The following is a 23,080-nucleotide window of genomic DNA, read 5'->3' on the forward strand; positions in this document are numbered from 1 at the left end:
AGAATCCTATTCAATCAGCAGCGCAAGCCCATATGCGATTCCCCTGCTCTTCAGAGGAGGGGTCGGGGGGTGGTGTGGACCCTAAAGCAAAGTGGTCAAAACGCGCGGAACATCACCAATCCCACGCACAGCACCAGCACGGCGGTGCCGGCCATGCCCTTGGCAAGGTCCGCCCAGGTGAAGCGGTCGAGGTGGTCGGCGCGAAAGCGGGCGTAGCCGCGCCCGATCGATTCGTTGCTGGCAATCATGCCGACATCGAGCGCATTGGCCTCGCGCTTGAAGTAGTGAACGAGCAACCCGTGTTCCTCGGGCGTGACATCGGGATAGGCGGTGAGCAAGGCTTCGACATGCGCGCGGCGCGCAAGGGCTTGCGACGTCTGGGTCTGAATCGTCATTATTGGATATCCTGGCAAAACGGCATGGGCCTGCGCCGCCGGGCGGCGCAGAACGATCACGGGTTCTGTCAGGCGTGGGGTGGTGCGCGCGGGGTGCCCGGTGCGCGCAGCGGGACCGCGGCGAGAGGCGGGCCGGTGGCCGGCGGCGTGATCGAAACGCTGCGGAGGAATGCAGGAACAGCCAGCAGCGGCAAGGCGACGGCCGCCACCGGCAACACGGGCACGGGGGGCAAGGCCTCCAGGCGCGCCACGGCCACCTGCGGCCGGGGCGGGGCGACGACCATCTCGACGGTATCGACCGAAAAGGCCGAGCCACTGCGCACCGCAACCGGCGCGGCCCCGGGCGCAAGGGCGCTCAGGGCCACGGTCACGACCAGCAGGAGCGCCCATAGGCGACCCGCCAGATCCAGGGGCAACCGGCTCAACATACGTGCAAGGTAGGGGGCACGGCGCCGCGAGGCAAGCTCAGCGCCGCTCGAAGCGGGCGATGCCCGGCCCGAGCGCATTGGGGCCGAGGTTGATCCGGTCCCCGGACCAGTCGGCCACGAACACCGTCGGGCGCGACAGGCCCGGCACCAGCCGCGCGGTGTTGCCAGTGATGGTCAGCCCGTCAGCGCTGTGTTCATGGCCCTCGGCCGCGTTGGCGATGAACGTGCTGTAGTTTTCCTTGTCCCGCCCCTGGACGAACCAGTTGCCGGAAATCACCCCGGTGGCGCCGATCGACAGGTCGATCATGTAGTTGGTGGTATGGCCCCGGCTGTCGTCGAAACTCGAATCGGTCACTTCGATGCGGCCGGCATGGCTTTTCACGTAGTGCCCGCCGGTGCCTTCCTCGAAGCGGCTGCGGCGGATGATTACGCTCGCCTCGTCGCCGAAATAGAGCGAGTGCGCGCAGGACAGCCCGCGATCGCACCGGCCCAGCCGGGTGAACGTGGATTGCTCGATCAGCACGTGGCCGGCAGGATAGTTGGCCGACAGAATGCCCTGCTCGCTGTCGCGAAACCAGGCTTCGCGCACGGTCAGGTCGCCGCGCTCCAGGCGGATGCCCGCACCATTGGCGTCGAAGGCGCGCATGTTCTGGAACACCAGCCCATCGACATGCATCGATTGCCCGCGCATCACCAGCGCGGCCTTTTCCTCGCAGACTTTGCCGTCGAAGATCGACTGGCCGGGAATGGCCGCGACATAGGTGACGTTGCCATGGGGCTGCACACCGCAATCGTGCCAGGTGCCCGGCGCCACGCGGATCGTGCCGTCACCCTCACCCAGGGCGTTGATCGCATCCTGCAAGCGGTCATAGCCCTTGCCGGTCTCGACAATGGTATAGGGCGCCGCCCCGCCGGGCGCAGGCCCGGACACAGGCCCAGTCTGCGCCAGCAGGGCACCCGCCGGGATCGCGGCCAGCGCGGCCACGGCCAGGAGCATCAGACGCGCCCGCAAGGTGCGGTGCCGGCTCAGGCGGGTTTCCATTTCGATCAGCATGGCGTGTTCACTCGGCTCCCCATCCGATCGGGGCAGCCTAACGAAAAATGGTTGACCATGCATTTAGGTTCCGGACGCCCATCTGTCCCGAAGCCGGACGCGAAAAGCCGTCAGCCAGCATGGCTCCGGATCACCGCGAGGAAGCGGTCGCCATAGGCGTCGCGCTTGCGGGTGCCGACGCCGCTGATCGCGGCGAGGTCAGCCAGGGTGGTGGGGCGCGAGGCGGCCATTTCGCGCAGGACGGCGTCGTGAAACACCACATAGGGCGGCACGTTGGCTTCCTGGGCGATTTCGCGGCGCAGGGCGCGCAGAGCGTCGAACAGGGGATCGCCTACGGGATTGAGCGCAGCGCCGCTGCCGGCCTTGCCTTTGTGCCGGCCCCCGCGTTCCTTTGCCGGCGGCAGCACCACTTCCACTTGCGCCAGCCCCTTGAGGATGTCGCGCGCATCCCCGCCCAGTGCCAGGCCGCCGTGTTCGGTCGGCACCAGGCTACCCCGCGCCTGAAGAGCACGGGCGAGAGTCTTGAGCAGCGGGGCCTGGTCTGCCGGAACAATGCCGAAGACCGAAAGCTGGTCATGCCCGCGCGCGGTCACGCGCTCGTCGGCAACGCCGGTCAGCACTTTTTCGAGATGCCCCAAGCCATAGCTTTGCCCGGTGCGATAGACCGCCGAAAGCAGCTTGCGCGCCAGTTCGGTGGCGTCGGTCAGGCCCGGTGGCTCCAGGCAATTGTCGCAATTGCCGCAAGTGGGCGGCGGATCTTCGCCAAAGTGGCGCAGCAGCACGGCGCGGCGGCACCCGGCGGTTTCCACCAGGCCGGCGAGCGCATCGAGCCGCGTCCGCTCGCCCTGCTGGCGGCTCTGGTCCACTTCGGAAAGGCGCTGGCGGGCGCGGGCGAAATCGTCCGCGCCCCACAGCAGCAGCGCCACCGACGGGTCGCCATCGCGCCCGGCACGGCCGGTTTCCTGGTAATAGCCCTCGATCGACTTGGGCAGGCCGGCGTGGGCAACGAAACGCACGTCGGGCTTGTCGATGCCCATGCCGAATGCCACCGTGGCCACGATCACCATGTCTTCGCTGGTGACGAAGGCTTCCTGGTTGGCCGCGCGCGTCTCCGCCGGTAGCCCGGCGTGATAGGGCAGCACCCGGCGCCCGGTATCACCGAGTTGTTCTGCCAGCTTTTCCACTTGCGCGCGGGTGGGCGCATAGACCACGCCGGGGCCGGGATTGTCGGCCAGCAGGCGGGTGAGCTGGCGCAACGGATTGTCCCGCGGGACAATGCGATACTGGATGTTCGGCCGATCGAATCCGGCAACGATCAGGCCATCGTGGGGGATGCCGAGCTGTTCGAGGATATCGGCGCGCGTGTGGCGGTCGGCCGTGGCGGTCAGCGCCAGGCGCGGCACCTGCGGGAAAGCGTCCATCAGCGGGCGCAGCAGGCGATAGTCGGGGCGAAAATCGTGGCCCCATTCCGAAACGCAGTGCGCCTCGTCGATGGCGAAGAGCGCGAGCGGCGCCTTGCCTAGCAATTCGCGGAAATGCGGCTGGCTGGCGCGTTCGGGCGCGACGTAGAGCAAGTCCAGCTCGCCGTTGCGGAAGCGCTCGATCGTCCATTCGCGGTCCGTGTCCACGCTGGTGAGCGCGGCGGCGCGGATGCCGTTGGCCGTGGCCGACCGCAACTGATCGTGCATCAGCGCGATCAAGGGGGAGACCACCACGCAAGTGCCCGGCAGCATCACCGCCGGCAACTGGTAGGTCAGCGACTTGCCGGCCCCTGTAGGCATCACGGCGAGGGTAGAGTGCCCGCCCAAGACGCGGCCCACCACTTGGTCCTGCACGCCACGAAAGCCGGAAAAACCGAACACTTGCGCCAGGCATTGGCGCGCCGCGTCAAGATCGGGCGAAAGATCGGGCAGAACGGCAGTCACGCCGCCGCCTATGGCAGATCGCCCGCCCCCTCGCTACCCCAAGAGACGGGTAAGCAGCGGCGGCAGGCCCACGACCTGCACCATGTGCAGCGCCCCGAAGAACAGCACCAGCGAGAGCACGGCCCAGGCGGCCCAGGTAAACGGCCCCAGCACCGTCGCACGGCTGGGATCGGCGGGATCGTACCAAACGGTATAGGCCCCCGCAGGCTTCCACCCGCGATGCACCCAGCGGTGGACCAGCGCCCGTCGCTCGATCCCGTCGCGATCGCGAAAGCGGATTTCGTCCTCGATATAGCGGGTGTCGTCGCCATCGCGCCAGTTCCACCCGCGCGAGGTGAACATCGTCATGCCAAAGGACCAGAAGTCTTCCGACTGCTGCCCTTCGCTGTAGTCGCTGCGCCAGACCATGGCTGGCGCCGGCTGCCAGGTGCCCAGCAGACGCAGCGCCTGCCACAGGCAGAACACGAACAGCAGCCAGCACACCAGCGCCGCCAGGACAAGAACATCGGCCATGCCCTTTGGCCTAGCGGGAAAGTGTCAAGATTCCGCTGACGCCAGGCGCCGGAGCCTGGGCCGCACGATCGGCATGGTCAGCATCGTGCTCATCACCGCCATCAGCAACAGCGCGGTGAACGCCTCGGGCGTGATGATCTGCTTGTCGAGCAGGACGTTGACGAAGATGATCATGATCAGCGCCTTGGTCTGGAGCATCCAGCCGATCACCCCGGCCTCACCCTTCTGCCAGCCGAGGATGCGGCCGGCGAGATGAACCCCGGCGAGTTTGCCCGCCACCGAAGCGACAAGCAGCAGCAGCGCCGCACCGATCACCGCCGGCAGGCCCAGCCCGCCCAATTGCCCCCCCGAAGATTCCCCCCAATGCGTGCGCAGCCCGGTAGAGAGGAAGAACACCGGCATGACCGCCAGCAGCAGGAAATGGCGGAAGGCATCGCGGCGGCCCTGCTCGAACCAGTGCGCGTCGAGCACGGCCCCTGCCAGGAACGCGCCGACCATGAAATGCAGGCCCGACCAGTCGGCGGCAAAGCCCACCGCCGCCAGCCAGATCAGCGCGATGTGCCAGCGATCGTCTTCGCGCACGCGGACCATCAGGCGACGCAGTGCCCAGGCGGCGAGGGCAAAGCCAGCCAGGAACAGGCCCTGCCGGCCGATCCGCTGCCAATCGAGCAGGATCAGCGCGAGCACGCCCCAGATCGCCACGTCGTCCATGCTGGCATAGCGCAGCATGCGCTGGCCGAGCGGTGTGCGAAAGATGCCGAGCTTTTCCATCAGCAGCACCAGGATCGGCAGCGCGGTCACCGCGCAGGCCATGCCGATGCCGGCCACGCCCTGCCTCCAGGTGCCCTTGGCGCCGAGCCAGCCGGACATGGTCAGCAGCCCAGCGGCGGCCAGCGCGCCCAGCACCAGCGGCGTGAGCAAGGCGCAGGACGCCGTGACCAGGGTTTCGCGCGCATTGCCCCAGGCATCGGCCAGATCGAGTTCCACCCCGGCGATGAACACGAACAGGCTGACCGCCCACCACGCCACGCCGTTGAGCGCGCCAATCACCTGCGGATTGAACACGAAAGCGTAATAGGCCGGATAGACCGCGCCGAGCACACCCGGCCCGAGCAGGATGCCGCCCACGATCTGCACCACCACCAGCGGCGCGTGATCGTCGCGATCCAGCAGGCGCCATGCGAGCCAGGGCACGGCCAGAATGATCGTCAGCGCGATCAGGAAGATTTCACTCGTGCCCATGGCCATGCCCCCGCATCCCGTCCCGAATTGCCCCGGCACTCTTGCCGTGGGTCAAGGCCCGCTCCATCTGACACACTATCGTGCTGGCGCAAGAGGAGCGTTCACCCATGGCGTTTGATCTGCGAAACGTGCTGTTGCGCAAGGAGGAATACGAATCCATGGCGATCGGGCGCACGATGGGCGAAGGTCTTGCCGCCGCGCTAACCATGCTCGATAGCCAGGCCGGTCGGCCCAGGACCATGCCAGAGGCCCGGTTACTGCGGGCCGAGCTGCCTGCGCTTGCCCGGCGGCCGGTCCGGCGCGATGTCCCGGCGCCGGCTTGGCTCGATTAAGCCCCTCCGCAATATGCCTATGCCCTGCCTTAAACCGCCCAGCGCCCGGCAACTGTTAGCCTCTGTCCGGCAACAACGACAGGAGCGACGGCATGGACATGCATCACAATTTCTCCCCTTCGGCGGAATGGCGCGCGGCGCGGGAGAGCGAACTGGAATTCATCGAGATGGCGCGCGCGATCCGCGACATGGCGCGCGAACTGGGCATTCCGCCCGAGATCGCGGTGGATCGCCTGGCGGAACGCGGCCTGCACGCCGCGCTTTCGATCCTGGCCGAACAGGCCGGGCCGCAGGTGGAAGCCCGCTTCCTCCAGCGCCGCACCCAATCGGCCACATCCCACCGTCCCCTCTGACACAACCGGGGTCCACGCCGCCCCGGCGCCGCGAAAGGACCCCGGCATGAAATCCCCACACGACAGCAGCGGCGCTGGCCGCATCGAAAGCGACAGCATCGGCACGATTGCCGTTCCAGCGCAGGCCTATTGGGGTGCGCAAACCCAGCGCTCCATCGAGAATTTCCCGTTCGGCGCGGGCGAGCGCATGCCGATCGGCATCGTCCACGCGCTCGCTCTGGTCAAGCAGGCCGCCGCCCGCGTCAACCGCCAGCACGGCCTGGACGAAAGGCTGGCCGAGGCGATCGAAAAGGCCGCCGCCGAAGTGGTGGCCGGGCTGCACGATGATCAGTTCCCGCTGGTCATCTGGCAGACCGGCAGCGGCACGCAGAGCAACATGAACGTCAACGAAGTGATCGCCGGCCGCGCCAACGAGCAACTGGCCGGCACGCGCGGGGGCAAGAGCCCGGTTCATCCCAACGATCACGTCAACCGCGGGCAATCCTCCAACGACAGCTTCCCCACCGCGCTGCACGTGGCCGCCGTGGTCGCGCTCAACCGCGATCTGCTGCCCGCGCTCGATCTGCTGACCGGCGCGCTCGATACCGCCGCGCGCGAATGGGCCGGGATCGTCAAGATCGGGCGCACCCATTTGCAAGATGCCACGCCGCTCACCCTGGGGCAGGAATTTTCCGGCTATGTCCAGCAATTGCGCGATGCCTATCAGCGCCTGCGCCATGCCGAGGCGCATCTGCTGCGCCTGGCCCAGGGCGGCACGGCGGTGGGCACCGGGCTCAATGCCCCGGAAGGCTTTGCCCAGGCCATGGCCGCGCAATTGGCCGAGCTGACCGGCCATGCCTTCACGCCGGCGCCCAACCGGTTCGAGGCCCTGGCCAGCAACGATGCACTGGTGCAGTTTTCCGCAACGCTCGCCACGCTGGCCGTGGCCCTGACCAAGATCGCCAACGATATCCGTCTCTTGGGGTCTGGCCCGCGTTCGGGCCTGGGCGAACTGGACCTGCCCGCCAACGAGCCGGGCAGCTCGATCATGCCGGGCAAGGTCAATCCCACGCAGTGCGAGATGCTGACGATGGTGGCCGCGCAAGTGATCGGCAATCACCAGGCCGTGACGGTGGGCGGGATGCAGGGGCACCTGGAACTGAACGTGTTCAAGCCGATGATCGGCGCGGCGGTACTGCGCTCGGTCCACCTGCTGGCCGTGGGCATGGAAAGCTTTGCGGTGCGCTGCGTGGAAGGGATCGAGCCGAACACCCGCCGCATTGCCGAACTGGTCGATCGCTCGCTGATGCTGGTGACCGCGCTGGCGCCCGAAATCGGCTATGACAATGCCGCCAAGATCGCCAAGCATGCCCATGCGGCCGGCCTCACCCTGCGCGAGGCCGGGCTGGCGCTGGGCCTGGTGGACGAGGCGACGTTCGACCGGCTGGTGCGCCCACAGGACATGGTGTGATGGCGGCCAGAGCGTGATGACGTTTCAATGAAACGCCCTCACGCTCTGGATATTTGTGGTCGGGCGATTTTTGACAAAAACCGGTTCCCACTTTTTGTCATCGCACTTTAATCGAACCGCACTTTGCCGCGCCCGGCCTTCACCGCGCCGCGAATCTTCTTGCCTTGCAGGCGCTGCACCTTGCCCACGCGGTTGAGGCGGGACTTCGCGCGCTTTTCCAGCAGCTTGCACGCCTCGCGCAGCAAGTCGGCCAGCCGCGCGCGGGCGTCTTCGCGGTTGGCTTCCTGAGTGCGGAAGCGCCGCGCGGTCAGCACGATCTCGCCGCCGGCGGTAAACTTGCTGCCAGCCAGTTCCTTCAGGCGGTGGAACACCGGCGGCGCCAGGCGCAGGGCAAAGACATTGACGCGCAGTTGCACCGCCGTCGCCACCTTGTTGACATTCTGTCCGCCCGGCCCGGCGGCGGCAATGAAGCTTTCCTCCACAAGGCCCATGGCGCGGGCCACGATCGCCTCGGGAGAATCGCTCACAGGGTAAAGCCCAGCCCGGCGATGTCGGCCGGAATCGGCGCTTCGGCCACGATCGCCTCCTTGCCTTCGCGCGGCACCACGATCCGCGCGGCGTGGAGCAGCGTGCGCGCCGCGCCCTTGCCGTCGCCATAGACCGGATCACCCAGCAGCGGCGCCCCGAGGCCGGTCAGCGCGTGGACGCGCACCTGGTGGGTGCGCCCGGTTTCCAGGCGGAATTCCACCAGCGTGCGGCCCGGCAGGCGCGCCAGCACGCGCCAGTGGGTGACCGCCGGCTTGCCCTTTTTCGCGGCGATCATGCGCCAGCCGGCCGCCGCGCTGGAAATCTTCGACAGGTTGAGCGCGATCGTGCCGGCCGTGCCTTCCACCTCTCCGGCCACCACGCCCCAATAGACCTTTTCAACCTGGCGCGCCTCGAACGCGGCGGAAAAGCGCTTGAGCGCCTTGGGATTGCGCGCCAGCAGCAGGCAGCCCGAGGTATCGCGGTCCAGCCGGTGGACCGGCGCGGGCGGCCGCTGGAAGCCGAGCTTGAGTTCGTCGAGACGGTCTTCAAGCGCGATGCCACCGGCACGCGGGCGATCGAGCGGCAGGCCGGCGGGCTTGTCGATGACAAGCGCTTCGCCGTCTTCAAACAGGATGGGGATTTCGATCATGGATGGGGCATGCCTTGCGCTGGCGTGCTTCGACAGGCTCAGCACGAACGGGGTTGTTGGCTGCCCCTTAGCCGGTTCCTTGCGCCTTGTCGAAGACGTCAGCGAAGGGCCGCCGCAATCCGCCGCAGCGCCTCGTCCAGCATGGCATCATCGGCCGCGAACGAGATGCGGAAGCCCGGCCCGCCGCCAAAGGCCGACGCGGCCACCACCGCCACGCCATGCTCGAGCAGATGCAGCGCCAGCGCCTCGTCATCGCCAAAGCGGGGCATCAGCGGCGCGGCATCGATCATGCAATAGAACGCGCCATCGGGCACCGGGGTGGAGAGGCCGGGAATGGCGTTGATCGCGGCCACCACCTTGTCGCGCCGCGCGCGGAACCGCTCGCGCCAATCGGCCAGGAAATCCTGCGGCCCGGCCAGCGCGGCAGTGGCGGCGGCCTGGGCGATGGAGCAGGGATTGCCGGAATTGTGCGATTGCAGCTTGGCCATGGCTTTCACCAGCCATTCCGGCCCGGCCGAGACGCCGATACGGAACCCGGTCATCGCGTGGCTTTTGGAAACGCCCGACACCGTCAGGATGCGGTCCTGCAAATCCGGGCATTCCACCGCCAGCGTGGCGTGCTGCCCGCCGCCATAGCGCAGCGGGGCATAGATATCGTCGGACAGCACCAGCACACGGGGATGGCGGCGCAAGACATCGCCCAGCGCGCGCAATTCGTGCGCCGGATAGGTCGCGCCGGTGGGATTGCCGGGGCTGTTGAGCAGAAGCCAGCGCGTGGCGGGGGTGATCGCTGCCGCCAACTGGGCGGGCGTGATGCGAAAGCCTCCGGCGGCCTGCGTGGGCAGGTCCACCACATCGGCCCCGGCAAAGCGCACGATCTCGGGATAGCTGACCCACCACGGCGAAGGGATCAGCACCGCGTCCCCCGGATCGAGCGTGGCCAGCAGTGCCTCGAAAATCGCCTGCTTGCCACCGGCCGTGACGATCACCTGTGACGGCCCCACGGCCAAGCCCAGATCGCGCCGGAAGTGCAGCGCCGCCGCCTCGCGCAGGGCCTGGGTGCCGGGCACGGCGGTGTAGCGCGTCTGCCCGGCATCGAGCGCGGCCTTGGCCGCTGCGATGACATGGGCCGGCGTGGAAAAATCAGGTTCACCCACCGAAAGCGAGATGATGTCCCGCCCCTGCGCGCGCAGTTCGATCGCGCGGTCGGTCATCGCATTGGTGCGCGAAGGGGCGATACGGCCGAGGGCCTGGCTGGTCGTGCGATGGTCCATGGCGTGTCAGCCCTGCCCGAGCAGGCGGGCCGGCATCAGGCCGCGCACGGCATTGCCCAGGAAGAACCCGTCGGCCAGGTCTTCCAGCCGCACCTCGCCTTCCACCGCACGGCCTTCCTCCAGCAACTGCGCGCGCAGCACGCCGGGCAGCAGGCCCAGCTCGGCGCGCGGTGTCACCAGCACGCCGTCGCGTTCGACAAACAGCGTGGTGAAGCAGCCTTCGGTCAGCAGGCCATCGTCGCGGCGCAGCAGGGCCTCCTGCGCGCCGACCCGCTGCGCGGCGCGCAGGCCCGCTTCGTAGAAACCGCGATCGCTGGTCTTGTGGCGCAGGCGCCAGTCGCTTTCGCTGACCGGCAGGGGCAGCACGGCGCACACCATCGGCCCGCCAATCGGTGCGGGCATGGGCGCAGCTTCCAGGGCGTGGGCGCCGCTTCGGGCCAGGACCAGCCGCACTTTGGCCGGGGCATCGAGATCGAAGCACAGCGCGTGGATGGCATTGCGCACGGCATGGCGATCGAACGCAAAGCCCAGGCTCTGCGCGCTCTGCTTCATCCGCTCGAGATGGCGTTCGAGCAGCACGATCCCCGCCGCCGAATCAAAGGCCATGGTCTCGATCAGGTCGGCATTGCCGGCGTTCAGGCGCAAGAAATTCCCCTTTACCACGCATTCGCGCCATTCGCCGAGCATCGCCGAATCCGCGACCACGGCCGAACCGACCCCCATGGTCGCCCGCCCCCCGGCCGCGCCGGGATGGTCTGGCACCAGGCGCACGGTGCGGATTGCCACATTGAACGCCGCGCTTCCAGCCCCGGGCGCATCGCCATCGGCCGGGGTGGCCGGATCGGGCACATCGATATGGCCGATCGAGCCGCAATAGAGGCCACGCGCATCGCGTTCGGCCATGTCGATCCATTCCATCGCCCGGATCTTGGGCGCGCCGGTGATCGATCCGCAAGGGAAGATCGCGCGCAGCACATCGGCCACCTGCGTGCCGGGCAGCACTTGCGCGGTGACGGTGGTGACCATCTGGTGCACCGTGGGATAGGTTTCCACGGCAAAGGCATCACGCACTTTCACCGTGCCGGGCACCGCCACGCGCGACAGGTCGTTGCGCATCAGGTCCACGATCATCAGGTTCTCGGCGCGATCCTTGGGATTGGCGGCCAGCGCCTGCTTGAGCGCTTCGTCTTCCTGCGCGGTGGCGCCGCGCGGCGCGGTGCCTTTCATCGGGCGCACCGTCACGCGATCGTCGCGCCATTCAAAGAACAGCTCGGGCGAGACCGACAGGTGCCAGTGCGAGCCGTCCCACAGCACCGCGCCATGGCCGCCGCGCGCATCACCGCGCAACGCGGCATAGATCGCCAGCGGATCGCCGGCCCAAGATCCGGCCAGTTGGAACGTCAGGTTGGCCTGATAGATATCCCCGGCGCGGATCGCCTCCTGCACCTGGGCAAAAGCGCGGGCATAGCCGCCCACCGAATGGGCCGGGCCAAGCGGGCCGAGCCGTCCGCCGCCCCCGCTCCTGTCCCCGCTCTCGGCCGCCAGCCAGGTGGCGACGCCGGCGCTGGTCAGCGGCGTCATCCGCGCAAAGCGGGCAAACCACACCAGCGGCCCGGCCGCGCCGCTGCGCGCGGCTGCGCGTGGCGCCAGCCGCGCCTCCAGCGCCAGCCCGGCTTCATAGGCCAGCGCGCCGGCCCACCAGCCCGGAGTCGCGGCGATGCGTTCCAGCGCAGCGGCCACTTCGTCCTCGCGGCGGGCGACCACGATCTCCACGGGATTTTCGTACAGCCGGGCCGAACCATCGTCGCCCTGGCGGGCATCGTCCAGCAAAAGGAAGGGAGCGCGTATCATGGCCCCCTGCGCATAGCGACAAGCCGATGCGGATGCAAAAAGCCCTCGCGGGCAATCGCGCCCCGCCCTACACAGAAACCACGGAACACGAGAGGGCCGAAATGAACGACATTTTCCTGGGGCTGGGCGCCAAGGGCGAACGCGAAGTGCTGCTGCTGGGCCGGGCCAACCGCCACGGGCTGGTGGCCGGGGCCACCGGCACGGGCAAGACGGTGACCTTGCAGGGCATGGCCGAACAGTTCAGCCGCGCCGGGGTGCCGGTGTTCCTGGCCGATGTGAAAGGCGATCTCTCCGGCATCGCCATGCCCGGCAGCCCGACGTTCAAGCATGCCGCCAGCCTGGAACAACGCGCGCGCGATCTTGGCATCACCGACTATGCCTATGCCGACAATCCGGCGGTGTTCTGGGATTTGTATGGCGAGCAGGGCCACCCGATCCGCACCACGATTTCGGAAATGGGGCCACTGCTGCTGGCGCGCCTGATGGGCCTCAACGAAACGCAGGAAGGGGTGCTGACCATCGCCTTCCGCTATGCCGACGACAACGGCCTGCTGCTGGTGGACCTTGCCGATCTCCAGGCCGTGCTCGCCGCCTGCGCGGAAAACGCCGGGCAACTCGCAACCAAATACGGCAATGTGACCAAGGCCAGCGTCGGCGCGATCCAGCGCCAGTTGCTCGGCCTGGAAAGCCAGGGGGCGGACCGCTTCTTTGGCGAACCGGCCTTTGAAATCCACGATTTCCTGCATATCGACGAAAGCGGGCGCGGCATGGTCAACGTGCTCGCCGCCGACAAGCTGATGCAGAGCCCCAAGCTCTATGCCACGTTCCTGCTCTGGCTGCTGTCCGAACTGTTCGAGGCGCTGCCCGAAGTCGGCGATCCGGAAAAGCCGTGCCTGGTGTTCTTCTTCGACGAGGCCCACCTGCTGTTCGACGACGCGCCCGATGCGCTGATGGACAAGGTCGAGCAGGTCGTGCGTCTGGTCCGCTCCAAGGGCGTGGGCGTCTATTTCGTCACGCAGAACCCGATCGACATTCCTGAAAAGGTCGCCGGCCAGTTGGGCAACCGCGTGCAGCACGCCCTGCGCGCCTTCACCCCGCGCGACCAGAAGGCAATCAAGGCGGCGGCAGAGACGTTCCGCATCAACCCCGATCTCGACGTGGTGCAGGCCATCACCGAGCTGAAAGTGGGCGAAGCGCTGGTCTCCACGCTTGATGCCGAAGGCGCGCCGGGCATGGTCGCCCGCACCCTGATCGCCCCGCCGCGCTCGCGCCTGGGGCCGGTGAGCCCGGCCGAACGCGCCGCGATCCAGGCGGCCAGCCCGTTTGGCGGCAAATACGATACCTCCGTGAACCGCGAAAGCGCGGCCGAAGTCCTGGCGCAGAAAGCTGCCGATGCCGCCGCCGCCGCGCAGACCGTGCAGGAACAGGGCGAGGCAGCCCAGCGCGCGCAACCGCGCCAGTCCCCCACGCTGTGGGGCCGCGCAGGCAAGGCGGCAATGGGCGCAGTGGCCTCTTCGGCCGGCGCGATGATCGCCGCCCAAATCGCCGGCAAGAAATCCCGCGCCGCCCCCGTGGCCAGCGGCGTCACCGCCATGGTCGGCTCCATCGCCACCAGCCTGGGCGGCGAAGCCCTGGGCCGCTTCGCGCGCGGGTTGCTGGGCGGGTTGCTGCGGTAGGGGGGTGAACCCGTGGATGGACGATACGCCACATTCCAGTGAACTGGAACGCGCGTTGGCCCGCCCGGATGCGGAGCAAATGTGCCGCAATCTGGATGTCTATGCAAAGCATCGGGGAGAAGGCGAACGCAGGCCCGAGGCCTATTGGCACGCCTTTGAAGCCATCCATCTGGCTTATCACGATGATTGTGAAACTGCGTTCGCCTATGTGATGCTCGGCGCGGCGCGGTCTGACGACGCCTCGTTTCTCGCATCGCTAGCATGCGGCCCGTTGGAGGACGTGCTCCGCGATCCCAGCGATGCATTGCTTGATCGCATCGTCAGGGAAGCAAGGAAATCGGCGCGTTTCAGGTGGCTTCTCAGCCATCCCTTCAAGACTGCCATCGCGCGACGCGCCTGGGACGCGATCAGCGAATTCCGCGTCTACGGGCCACATCAGGAACCGCCATCTGATGGAATGCCGCCGCGAGATCAAGCGCACAGCCAACCGCTGAAGTGACAGGTTGGTATCGCGGCCACACATCCCCCTCCGTCAGCCCTTCGGGCTGCCAACCTCCCCCCGGGTGGCGGGGGAGGATCCGAATGGTCGTTCGCCGATCCCTCCCGGTCGTTCGTCGAAACCGGTTGCGCCTGCAACCGGGCAGGCGCAAGCACGCGGGCACGCTCTTTTTCGCGTGAAAGGATTCCATGCGCGCTCTGCTTCTTGCCGCCACGATGCTGGCGGGCACTCTTGCCGCCGGCCCGGCGATTGCCGCTCCCGATACCAAGCCGCTGGCCATTCCCGCCGCAGCCGGCCCCCTGCCGGCCGGCAAGCTGGGCAATGCAGTGGTGCCGCGCGCCTATCGCCTCGATTTCACGCTCGATCCCGCCCAGCCGCAGTTTGCCGGCCACGCCGAGATCGACGTCACCGTGAACCAGGGCGGCCGCTATGTGTGGATGCACGGGCTGAATCTCAACGTGAAGCAGGTGGTCGCCAAGGTCGGCGGCAAGTCCATCGTCGGCACGTTCCAGCAGGCCGACGATACCGGCGTGGCGCTGGTGACCTTTGCACAAGCCCTGCCGTCGGGCGCGGCAACGCTGGTGTTCGATTACGCGGGCACGTTCAATGATGGCCCCACCGGCCTGTTCCGCGTTCACGTGGGCGACCAGTGGTATAGCTGGAGCCAGTTCGAATCGATCGACGCGCGCGGCGCGTTTCCCGCGTTCGACCAGCCCGGCTTCAAGACGCCCTACACCGTCACGATCACCACGCCCGCCGGCCAGCGCGCGGTGAGCAACGCGCCCGAAGTGGCCACCGAAACGCGCGGGAACCAGACGGTGCACCGCTTTGCCCCCACGCTGCCGCTGCCGAGCTATCTGGTGGCGGTGATGGCCGGGCCGTTCGTCAGCGTCGATGGCGCCGTGCCGGCGACGCCGCAGCGCGCCACTCCACTGCCGCTGCGGGTGATTTCGACCAAGCCCAACGCCGGCAAGCTCGATTTCGCGCTGGATGGCACCAAGGGTATCGTCAGCCACCTCGAAAACTATTTCGGCCAGGCCTTCCCCTTCCCCAAGCTGGACCAGATCACCGCCCCGATCATGCCGGGCGCGATGGAAAACGCCGGGGCCGATCTCTACGAAGATTCGCTCCTCGCGCTCGACGACAAGGCCTCCACCGCGCAGAAGCGCAATTTCGGCATGGTCGTGGCGCATGAACTGGCCCACCAGTGGTTTGGCGACATGGTCAGCCCGGCCTGGTGGGATGACATCTGGCTCAACGAATCCTTTGCCAACTGGATGGGCTTCCGCATCGGCAACGAATGGCGCCCCGATCTCAACATCGGCGCCGGCGCGCTGGAAGAAGGCTTTGCCGCGATGGGCACCGATGCGCTGCTCGCCGGGCGGCCGATCCACCAGCCGATTGCGCGCAACAGCCAGATCGATGCGGCCTTCGACACGATCACCTATGGCAAGGGTGGCCACGTGGTGTCGATGATCGCCGCCTTCATGGGCGATACCAAGTTCCGCGACGGCGTGCGCGGCTACATGGCCAAGCACAAGTACGGCAATGCCAGCACCGCCGATTTCTTTGGCGCGATGGCCGATGCCGCCGGCGATCCGCGCATTCTGCCGGCGATGCAGAGCTTTACCGACCAGCAGGGCGTGCCGCTGGTGACCTTCGCCCCGGCCGGCCAAGGCAAGTGGACGGTGACGCAAAGCCGCTATGTGCGGCTGGGCACCAAGGCCCCGGCGCAGACCTGGGGCATTCCGCTGTGCCTGCGCCAGGGCGACGCGCGCCTGTGCCAGTTGCTGGTGGACCAGAGCGCGACGATCGCCGTGCCGGGCAGTGGCGTGCTGATGCCCAATGCCGGCGGCACCGGCTACTATCGCTTCGAACTGCCTGCCGCGCAGTGGGACAGCCTGATCGCGCAAGGGTCCACTCTGCCCGGCGGCGAAGCCTTGGCCGCGATCGACAGCCTGGAAGCCAGCTTCATGGCCGGCCGCGCCACCCCGGCGCAAATGGTCGCTGCCGCGCGCAGCTTTGCCGCCAATCCCGACAGCTATGCCAGCGACGGGGCGACCAGCCAGCTCGAAAGCTTTGACGATCGCGGGCTGTTGACCCCGGCTGCGCACGACGGGCTGCGCCGCCTGGTCAGCGAAGTGCGCGGGCCGCAACTGGCCAAGCTGGGCTTCGATCCGCGCGCCGGTGCCCATGCCACCGACGATCCGGACCAGCAGCAGCGCCGCGTCGCGCTGGTCGCGGAAATGGCCGGCACGGCAGAAGACGCCGCGCTCAACGCGCGCCTGGCCAAGGCCGCCGATGGCCTGCTGGCCGGCGATGCCGGCGCGCTGGACCCGGCGTTCTACAACAGCGCGTTCAAGGCCTGGCTCAAGCCGCGTGGCCTGGAAGGCGCCAAGGTGCTGATGGAAAAGGCGCTGTCCAGCGAAGACCCGTTGCTGCGCCCGGCGCTGCTGCGCGCCGTGGGCCGCAGCAACGATCCGGCCGTGGCCAAGTGGCTGATCGAGGACTTTTCCGACAAGCGCCTGCGCCTGTCGGAACGGCTGATGGGCATTTCGCTGGCCATCGCTTCGCCCAAGACCTCGGAACAGGCGTTTGCCTGGGCCAACGCCCATCTCGACAGCCTGCTCAAGAGCGGTGGCGGCATCTTCCTGGCGCGCAGCCTGCCGCAGGTGGCGAGCACGTTCTGCTCGGTCGACAAGGCTCAGGCGATCACGGCCTGGCGCCCGCACTTCGCCAACAATTCCGGCGCGCTGGAACTCGATCGCGCGATCGAGCGGGTGCAGGACTGCGCGGTGCTCAAGGACCAGCGCGGCGCGGCGCTCTCGGCCGAACTGGCTGCCGTGAAGTGACACGACGAGGGGAGGTCTTTGACCTCCCCAACCAGACACCAAAAAGGGGCGCCTTCCTCACCGGGAAGGCGCCCCTTTTTAAATGCGCAGATCAGACGCCGGACCGGTTATTCGACCACTGCGCCCCAGTTGCCCCACACGTAGATCGCCACGAACAGGAACAGCCAGACCACGTCGACGAAGTGCCAGTACCAGGCCGCCGCTTCCAGGCCGAAATGCTGGCGCGGCGTGAATTCGCCCCGTTCCGCGCGGATCCAGCATACGATCAGGAAGATCGTGCCGATGATCACGTGGAAGCCGTGGAACCCGGTGGCCATGAAGAAGGCCGAACCATAGGTGTTCTTGCCAAAGGCAAACGGCGCGTGGACGTATTCGTAGGCCTGGATCGAGGTGAACAGCAGGCCGAGCAGGATCGTGGCGACCAGGCCCTGCTTCAGGCTCTTGCGATCACCGTGGATCAGGGCGTGGTGCGCCCAGGTCAGCGTGGTGCCCGAGCAGAGCAGGATCAGCGTGTTGAGCAGCGGCAGATCGAAGGCGTTGATCACGGCCTCGATCGCCTTGGGCGGCCACACGCCCCCGATCACATCGGTGTTCAGCTTGCTGGGAAACAGCGAGAAATCGAAGAAGGCCCAGAACCAGCCGACGAAGAACATCACTTCCGAAGCGATGAACAGGATCATGCCATAGCGCTGGTGCAACTGCACCACCGGGGTGTGATCGCCGGCGTGGGCTTCCTTGATCACCTTGCCCCACCACGAGAACATGGTGAGCAGCACGCCAAGGAGGCCCAGCAGCATGATCTGCGTTCCGCCAGCCATCTTGTGCATGTAGAAAACGCCGCCGCTGGTCATCACCAGGGCCGACATCGCGCCCATGAACGGCCAGATATCGGGCGGCAGGATGTGATAATCGTGGTTCTTGGCGCCGGCCATGATCGTCTACTTCCCCCAAGGCTTAACCGGCATCCTCGTGCACGGGGCGACGGGAGCCATTTTTGATGACCGCAATGTCTATCGGGCGCACGGGGCGCGGTCCAGTCAATTTGCGGCCTTGTTGAACGTATAGCTGAGCGTGATTTCCGGGACGTTGCGGGTGTTTGCGTCATCCAGCATAGCGGGATCCACGTAGTAGACCACCGGCATGCGCACTTCCTGCCCTGGCATAAGCTTCTGATAATTGAAGCAGAAGCACTGGATCTTGTGGAAGTAGGCGCCAGTCTGCTCGGGCGTCACGTTGAATACCGCGCGGCCCACGATGGGCTGGTCGGAATTGTTGCGGGCCGTGAAGAACGCAATCTTGCGCTCGCCGATTCGGCCATCCTGCGTCACCTGCTCGGGCTTGAACGTCCACGGCAGGCCCGGCGCCACGTTGGCGTCAAAGCGGATGGTGATCGGCCGCAGCGTGGCCTTGACGCTCGCCGCCTGTGCCGCCGTGGCGCGTTGCGTGGTTCCGGCAAAACCGGTCGCCTGGCAGAACATGCGATAGAGCGGGACGGCCGCATAGCCCATCCCGAGCATGCCGAGCGCGATCGCGCCGGCGATGACGGCGACGCGACGATTGGCCCGCGTGGTCTTGTCGATGGCCGTTGCCAAAGGTCTCTCTCCCAAACCCGATGGAAAGGCGGGCCTTATCCCGCGTGTTGCTGGCTCTCCTGGCGGTGCGCCGCCTGGACGCCCAGTTTCACCACGGTGATCGCGAAGAACAGCACGACCAGCGCGCCGAGCACCAGGCCCAGCGCCCGGTTGCGCGCCTTCTGCCGCGCGCGAAAGGCTTTCAGGTCGATCTCTTCCGGCTTTTCGGCCACGTCTTGTCCTCTTCCCGTCTCGTGCTCCGAGCGCTCAGGCCCCGATGATCAGGCCCAGCCTTGCAGCCCGGCAAAGCGATCCAGCACGAGCGCGGCAAACAATGCAAACAGATAGAGCACGGAATACCCGAAAAGGCGCTTTTCCGGCTTCATCGTGTCGTTCGGCACGCTCTCGCGCATCCCGACGCGAATGGCGAGGGCGAGGAAGCCCAGCCCGAGCAGCCCCGCTGCCACGCCATAGACCAGCCCTGCCCCGCCCAGGATCGTCGGCACCACGCTCACCGGCACGAGCAGCAGCGTGTACCACAGGATCTGGCGCCGCGTGGCCCGCTCGCCTGCCACCACCGGCAGCATTGGAATGCCGACCTTGGCGTAATCGATCTGCACGAACAGCGCGAGCGCCCAGAAATGCGGCGGCGTCCACAGGAAGATGATCAGGAACAGCACGACCGGCATCCAGGTGATGTGCCCGGTCACGGCCACCCATCCGATCAGCGGCGGAAAGGCCCCGGCCCCGCCCCCGATGACGATGTTCTGCGGCGTGCGCGGTTTGAGCCAGACCGTATAGACCCAGGCATAGTAGAAGATCGAGATCGCCAGGATCGCCGCGGCCAACCAGCCGATCGCCAGGCCCATGACCACGACCGAACCACCCGACAGCGCGAACCCGAAATCGCGCGCCGATTCGCGCTCGACGCGGCCGGCCGGGACGGGACGGCGCGCGGTGCGCTTCATCCCGGCGTCGAGGTCCGCCTCCCACCACTGGTTGAGCGCGGCCGCCCCGCCAGCGCCCACCGCAATGCACAGGATCGCGGCAAAGCCCAGCACCGGATGGATGTCTCCGGGTGCGGCGAGCAGGCCGCACAGGCCGGTAAAGATCACCAGCGTCATCACGCGCGGCTTGGTCAGCGCAAAGAAGTCGCGCCAGTCGGCGGGCATGCGCAAGGGAGTCGTCACAAGGTCCATCGTCGTCGGGCTATAGCAGCCCGCACCACAAGGGAAAGGGCGGAGCGCCGGAACGGGGGCGTTTGCGCGCGGCCGCTTCTTGCCCGGCAATCGATCAACCGCCCCGCCCGATCGGGCACAGGAACCGCAACCCCGCCCGATCATTGGGCCGGTGACACGGCATGGCGGTCTTGCGCGCATGCCCCACCCCATTTGCAGGAGCATGTTCCATGGCCACTGCCACCGCAGCGAAAACAGCCAAGTCTGCCGACGCCACCTTCACCGACACCGCCACGCTGCGTGCCCAGGCGCGCAAGCATATCGACCAGGGCCCGGTCACGCAGTCCTTCCCCAAGGACCGCGAAGTGATCATCGCCCAGCTCAACAAGGCGCTGGCCACCGAATGGGTCTGCGTGCTGCGCTACATGCGCCACTACTACACCGCCGATGGCCTGGTGTCCGAGCCGATCAAGGCGCATTTTCTGGAGCACGCCAACGAGGAGCGCGGCCATGCCGACAAGCTGGCCGAGCGCATCGTGCAACTGGGCGGCGAGCCCGACCTCAACCCCGTCACCCTGACCCAGCGCAGCCACGCCGAATACCAGGTGGGCAAGACGCTCAAGGACATGGTCAAGGAAGACCTGATCGCCGAGCGCATCGCGGTGGAATCCTATCGCGAACTGATCGCCTATGTCGGCGATCGCGATCCCACGACGCGCATCATGCTCGAAGGCATCCTGGCGCAGGAAGAAGACCACGCGGACGAATTCCGTGACCTGCTGGAAGGCTGGCAGGGCGAATAAGCCCGATGCTCATCGCCCGGCGACGCTCTCCTGCGTCAGCCGGGCATGCAGCCGCGCCACCATCGCCTGGCGCGATGCCAATGGCAGGTCGGTCCGCTGCGCTACATAACGCAGCAGCGCATAGGCCTGGTGCGCGCGCCACTCGGCCTCGTCGCGATCCATTCCCAAGCTCTGGAACTGCGCAACGAGATAGTCCGTGCGCACCGCATCGACCCGGCCGACCGCTGCTCTCGCCGCTTCGGAGCGTCTCGCCCAGCCCATGATCGCCAATTCCAGGTCCGCCGCGCGCGCGGCTGCGCCGGAATGAAACGGCAGTTCCATCAAGCGGGCAATGCGGCGCGACGGATCGGGTTCGTCCCGGATCAGCCGTTCCTGCACCGCCAGCGTGGAGCGCTCTTGCCACGCCTCCAGCACCGCGTCGAGCAGCGCGTGGCGATCCTTGAAATGCCAGTAGAAGCTGCCCTTGGACGCCTTGAGGTCCACGGCGAGCTTTTCCACCCGCACCTGTTCCACGCTGCTGTCGGCCATGACGCGCATCGCCGCCTCGATCCAGTCGGCGCGGCCAAGGCGCTTGGCTCCAGAGCCGGACGCGGCAGGAGGGGGTTCGCGGGGATCTGACGTCATGGCCCTGGCTTAGGGCGCCAGGCAGCCGCCGTCCAGAACCGGCCTTGACCAGCGCTTTCCCGCAAACCATACGGTAGCGTATAGAGAGGAAAGCCCGCCATGCCCTACACCGCTGCCGCCAGCACGATCGTTGCCCAGATGCTTGCCCTGCCCGAATTCGCACGGGTCCAGGCGCTGTTTCCCGAGGCGGGTCTGGACGAGGCCATGTTGCTGGAAATCGTCGGCGGCGCGGCGGACATCGCCGAGGGCGTGATCGCGCCGTTCGACACGCATGCCGATCGCACCGGCTGTCGGCTCGACCAAGGGCGGGTCACGTTGGCGCCTGGCCATCATGCTGCCTGGGCGGCCTTCGTCGAGGGGGGATGGACAACCATCGAAGGCGCGCCGGAATGGGGCGGCGCGGGGCTGCCGATGATCGTGCATTCGGCGTGCGAGGAACTGGTCAACCGCGCCTCGCCTGCCTTTGGCATGCTGCCCACCCCGATGCGCTGCGCCACCAAGGTGATCGAGCGCTATGGCGATCCCGCCTTGCGGGCCGAATGGGCGCCGCGCCTCGTTGCGGGCGAATGGGCAGCGACCATCTGCATTTCCGAAGCGGAGGCCGGATCGGATGTGCCCCGTCTGCGGACCATGGCCGTGCCGCAGGGCGACGGCACCTGGCGCGTCACCGGGGAAAAGATCTGGATCAGCTTCGGCGACCATGACCTGACCCCGCGCATTGCCCACATGGTGCTGGCGCGCACGCCCGATGCCGCGCCCGGATCGGCCGGGCTCAGCCTGTTTCTCGTACCATCCGATCATGAGGGGGTGCGCAATACGGTTGTCGTGCGGCGGATCGAGGAGAAGCTGGGGCTCCATGGCTCGCCCACCTGCGCGCTCGGCTTTGAAGGCGCGGTCGGGTATCTCGTCGGCACGCCGGGACGCGGCCTGGCGCAACTGTTCACGATGATCATCGGCATGCGCTTGTCGGTCGGCAGCCAGGGCGCCGGCCTGTCCGGTGCGGCAGCCAGCCTCGCCTGGCGCTATGCCGCCGAGCGGCGCCAGGGCGGCAAGGCTGACGCTCCGCCCGTCACCATCGATCGCCATGGCGATGTGCAGCGCGTGCTGCTCGGCCTCGCCGCCCGCGCCGAAGTGACGCGCGGCCTGGTGCTCACCGCCTCGGCCATGGCCGACCTTCAGGCGCGCGAAATGGACGAGACGGCGCGCACGGAGGCTGGTCAACTGCTCGCCTGGCTGCTGCCGATCACCAAGAACTTCGCCGCCGAAGCGGCCAGCCTCTGCGCCAGCGACGCCATCCAGGTTCTGGGCGGGGCCGGCTATACCCGCGAATGGCCGGCCGAGCGCTACCTGCGTGATGCGCGGGTGCTGGCGATCTACGAAGGCACCAGCGGCATGCAGGCGCTCGACTTGGCCTTGCGCCGTGTGCTGGGAGACGAGGGCCGTGCCTACCGCGCGTTCCTCGCGAAGGCCCGCGCGGATCAAGCCTCGCTCGGCAGTGCCACGCTGGGTATCCTGCTCGATCGGCTCGAACTCGCCGCGGCGAGCCTGGACAAGGCCGGGGCCACGATTGTCGCCTATCCGTTCCTGCAACTCGCGTCGCTGGCCACGACCGGCTGGATCGCCGCGCGTTTGGCCGCTCTTTCCGGCACGCCCACGCACAACCACCTGGCCGCACTGGGCCGCCACTGGCTGGTCCTGGCAGATGCGCAAGCCCAGGCCGAAGCAACGCTGACCGCGCAGGGAACCGGACTTGTCGCCGCCTTCCCCACCATCCAGCCCGATCTTCTCGGCTGAAATCCCCATCCGCGGGCGGGAGGGGATGTGACGTGACCCCCTGATTTTCCTCCAAGCTTGATTAGAGTCTGGTCCATTGGAAGGACGGA

At 67.4% G+C, this 23,080-nt stretch carries 23 protein-coding genes; 8 read left to right on the forward strand and 15 right to left on the reverse strand.

Going from position 1 to position 23,080, the window contains the following annotated elements:
* Positions 1-95 precede the first annotated feature (95 nt).
* From IE191_RS19745 to IE191_RS19770, 6 genes are all read right to left on the reverse strand, one after another.
* Positions 96-395: a hypothetical protein gene (locus IE191_RS19745; RefSeq protein ID WP_191326105.1), complete on the reverse strand. Its 300-nt coding sequence runs from the start codon at positions 393-395 to the stop codon at positions 96-98.
* A 68-nt stretch (positions 396-463) separates the two neighbouring features.
* Positions 464-820, reverse strand: coding sequence for a hypothetical protein (locus IE191_RS19750; RefSeq protein ID WP_191326106.1), 357 nt, complete (start codon positions 818-820; stop codon positions 464-466).
* A 40-nt stretch (positions 821-860) separates the two neighbouring features.
* A complete protein-coding gene (locus tag IE191_RS19755; protein ID WP_229815698.1) occupies positions 861-1,877 on the reverse strand; it encodes a right-handed parallel beta-helix repeat-containing protein in 1,017 nt (338 codons plus the stop codon).
* Between the two features lie 110 nt (positions 1,878-1,987).
* Positions 1,988-3,802 carry a DNA helicase RecQ gene (gene recQ / locus IE191_RS19760; RefSeq protein ID WP_373299348.1) on the reverse strand — a complete coding sequence of 605 codons (1,815 nt, stop codon included), beginning with the start codon at positions 3,800-3,802 and terminating at the stop codon, positions 1,988-1,990.
* Positions 3,803-3,835: 33 nt separating this feature from the next.
* The gene (locus IE191_RS19765; protein ID WP_191326107.1) at positions 3,836-4,315 is read right to left on the reverse strand and encodes a DUF3592 domain-containing protein; all 480 of its coding nucleotides are present in this window, start codon (positions 4,313-4,315) and stop codon (positions 3,836-3,838) included.
* A gap of 24 nt (positions 4,316-4,339) precedes the next feature.
* Complete coding sequence (locus IE191_RS19770) at positions 4,340-5,557, reverse strand: cation:proton antiporter (protein ID WP_191326125.1); 1,218 nt, start codon at positions 5,555-5,557, stop codon at positions 4,340-4,342.
* 107 nt (positions 5,558-5,664) lie between these two features.
* On the opposite strand from IE191_RS19770, the gene IE191_RS19775 reads away from it, so the two are divergent.
* The 3 genes from IE191_RS19775 (at position 5,665) to fumC (ending at position 7,692) form a co-directional block, all read left to right on the forward strand.
* Entirely contained in the window at positions 5,665-5,889 is a 225-nt protein-coding gene (locus IE191_RS19775; RefSeq protein WP_191326108.1) for a hypothetical protein, read from the forward strand.
* Between the two features lie 92 nt (positions 5,890-5,981).
* Positions 5,982-6,242, forward strand: coding sequence for a hypothetical protein (locus tag IE191_RS19780; protein WP_191326109.1), 261 nt, complete (start codon positions 5,982-5,984; stop codon positions 6,240-6,242).
* Between the two features lie 46 nt (positions 6,243-6,288).
* On the forward strand, positions 6,289-7,692 hold the full coding sequence (fumC, locus tag IE191_RS19785; RefSeq protein WP_191326110.1) for a class II fumarate hydratase: 1,404 nt from the start codon (positions 6,289-6,291) through the stop codon (positions 7,690-7,692).
* 107 nt (positions 7,693-7,799) lie between these two features.
* Here fumC and arfB read toward each other — a convergent pair whose 3' ends face one another.
* From arfB to pabB, 4 genes are all read right to left on the reverse strand, one after another.
* The gene (arfB, locus tag IE191_RS19790) at positions 7,800-8,183 is read right to left on the reverse strand and encodes an alternative ribosome rescue aminoacyl-tRNA hydrolase ArfB (protein WP_191326126.1); all 384 of its coding nucleotides are present in this window, start codon (positions 8,181-8,183) and stop codon (positions 7,800-7,802) included.
* Between the two features lie 32 nt (positions 8,184-8,215).
* The gene (locus IE191_RS19795) at positions 8,216-8,869 is read right to left on the reverse strand and encodes an RluA family pseudouridine synthase (protein WP_191326111.1); all 654 of its coding nucleotides are present in this window, start codon (positions 8,867-8,869) and stop codon (positions 8,216-8,218) included.
* A 98-nt stretch (positions 8,870-8,967) separates the two neighbouring features.
* Positions 8,968-10,143 (reverse strand): pyridoxal phosphate-dependent aminotransferase, encoded by a 1,176-nt coding sequence (locus IE191_RS19800; RefSeq protein ID WP_229815699.1) that lies wholly within the window; start codon positions 10,141-10,143, stop codon positions 8,968-8,970.
* A 6-nt stretch (positions 10,144-10,149) separates the two neighbouring features.
* Entirely contained in the window at positions 10,150-11,994 is a 1,845-nt protein-coding gene (pabB, locus tag IE191_RS19805; protein WP_191326112.1) for an aminodeoxychorismate synthase component I, read from the reverse strand.
* A gap of 101 nt (positions 11,995-12,095) precedes the next feature.
* Between pabB and IE191_RS19810 the strand changes: the two genes are divergently transcribed.
* From IE191_RS19810 to IE191_RS19820, 3 genes are all read left to right on the forward strand, one after another.
* Positions 12,096-13,670 carry a helicase HerA-like domain-containing protein gene (locus IE191_RS19810; RefSeq protein ID WP_191326113.1) on the forward strand — a complete coding sequence of 525 codons (1,575 nt, stop codon included), beginning with the start codon at positions 12,096-12,098 and terminating at the stop codon, positions 13,668-13,670.
* A gap of 16 nt (positions 13,671-13,686) precedes the next feature.
* Positions 13,687-14,169, forward strand: a complete 483-nt coding sequence (locus IE191_RS19815) for a DUF6869 domain-containing protein (RefSeq protein WP_191326114.1) — start codon at positions 13,687-13,689, stop codon at positions 14,167-14,169.
* 188 nt (positions 14,170-14,357) lie between these two features.
* Positions 14,358-17,021, forward strand: a complete 2,664-nt coding sequence (locus IE191_RS19820; RefSeq protein ID WP_191326115.1) for a M1 family metallopeptidase — start codon at positions 14,358-14,360, stop codon at positions 17,019-17,021.
* Between the two features lie 107 nt (positions 17,022-17,128).
* Here the strand turns inward: IE191_RS19820 and IE191_RS19825 are convergent, their stop codons facing one another.
* The 4 genes from IE191_RS19825 to IE191_RS19840 form a co-directional block, all read right to left on the reverse strand.
* The gene (locus IE191_RS19825; protein WP_191326116.1) at positions 17,129-17,953 is read right to left on the reverse strand and encodes a cytochrome c oxidase subunit 3; all 825 of its coding nucleotides are present in this window, start codon (positions 17,951-17,953) and stop codon (positions 17,129-17,131) included.
* A gap of 105 nt (positions 17,954-18,058) precedes the next feature.
* Positions 18,059-18,613, reverse strand: a complete 555-nt coding sequence (locus tag IE191_RS19830; RefSeq protein ID WP_191326117.1) for a cytochrome c oxidase assembly protein — start codon at positions 18,611-18,613, stop codon at positions 18,059-18,061.
* A gap of 35 nt (positions 18,614-18,648) precedes the next feature.
* Entirely contained in the window at positions 18,649-18,825 is a 177-nt protein-coding gene (locus IE191_RS19835; protein WP_191326118.1) for a cytochrome c oxidase system small membrane protein, read from the reverse strand.
* A 48-nt stretch (positions 18,826-18,873) separates the two neighbouring features.
* Positions 18,874-19,791, reverse strand: coding sequence for a heme o synthase (locus IE191_RS19840; protein WP_191326119.1), 918 nt, complete (start codon positions 19,789-19,791; stop codon positions 18,874-18,876).
* A gap of 209 nt (positions 19,792-20,000) precedes the next feature.
* Here IE191_RS19840 and IE191_RS19845 point away from each other — a divergent pair, with 209 nt between their 5' ends.
* Positions 20,001-20,573 (forward strand): ferritin-like domain-containing protein, encoded by a 573-nt coding sequence (locus IE191_RS19845; protein ID WP_191326120.1) that lies wholly within the window; start codon positions 20,001-20,003, stop codon positions 20,571-20,573.
* 9 nt (positions 20,574-20,582) lie between these two features.
* Here IE191_RS19845 and IE191_RS19850 read toward each other — a convergent pair whose 3' ends face one another.
* Entirely contained in the window at positions 20,583-21,197 is a 615-nt protein-coding gene (locus tag IE191_RS19850; RefSeq protein WP_191326121.1) for a TetR/AcrR family transcriptional regulator, read from the reverse strand.
* A 99-nt stretch (positions 21,198-21,296) separates the two neighbouring features.
* Here IE191_RS19850 and IE191_RS19855 point away from each other — a divergent pair, with 99 nt between their 5' ends.
* Positions 21,297-22,991 carry an acyl-CoA dehydrogenase family protein gene (locus tag IE191_RS19855; RefSeq protein ID WP_191326122.1) on the forward strand — a complete coding sequence of 565 codons (1,695 nt, stop codon included), beginning with the start codon at positions 21,297-21,299 and terminating at the stop codon, positions 22,989-22,991.
* Positions 22,992-23,080 lie beyond the last annotated feature (89 nt).

It is taken from the genome of Novosphingobium pokkalii (genome assembly GCF_014652855.1).
In the GTDB taxonomy this organism is placed as follows: Bacteria; Pseudomonadota; Alphaproteobacteria; order Sphingomonadales; family Sphingomonadaceae; genus Novosphingobium; species Novosphingobium pokkalii.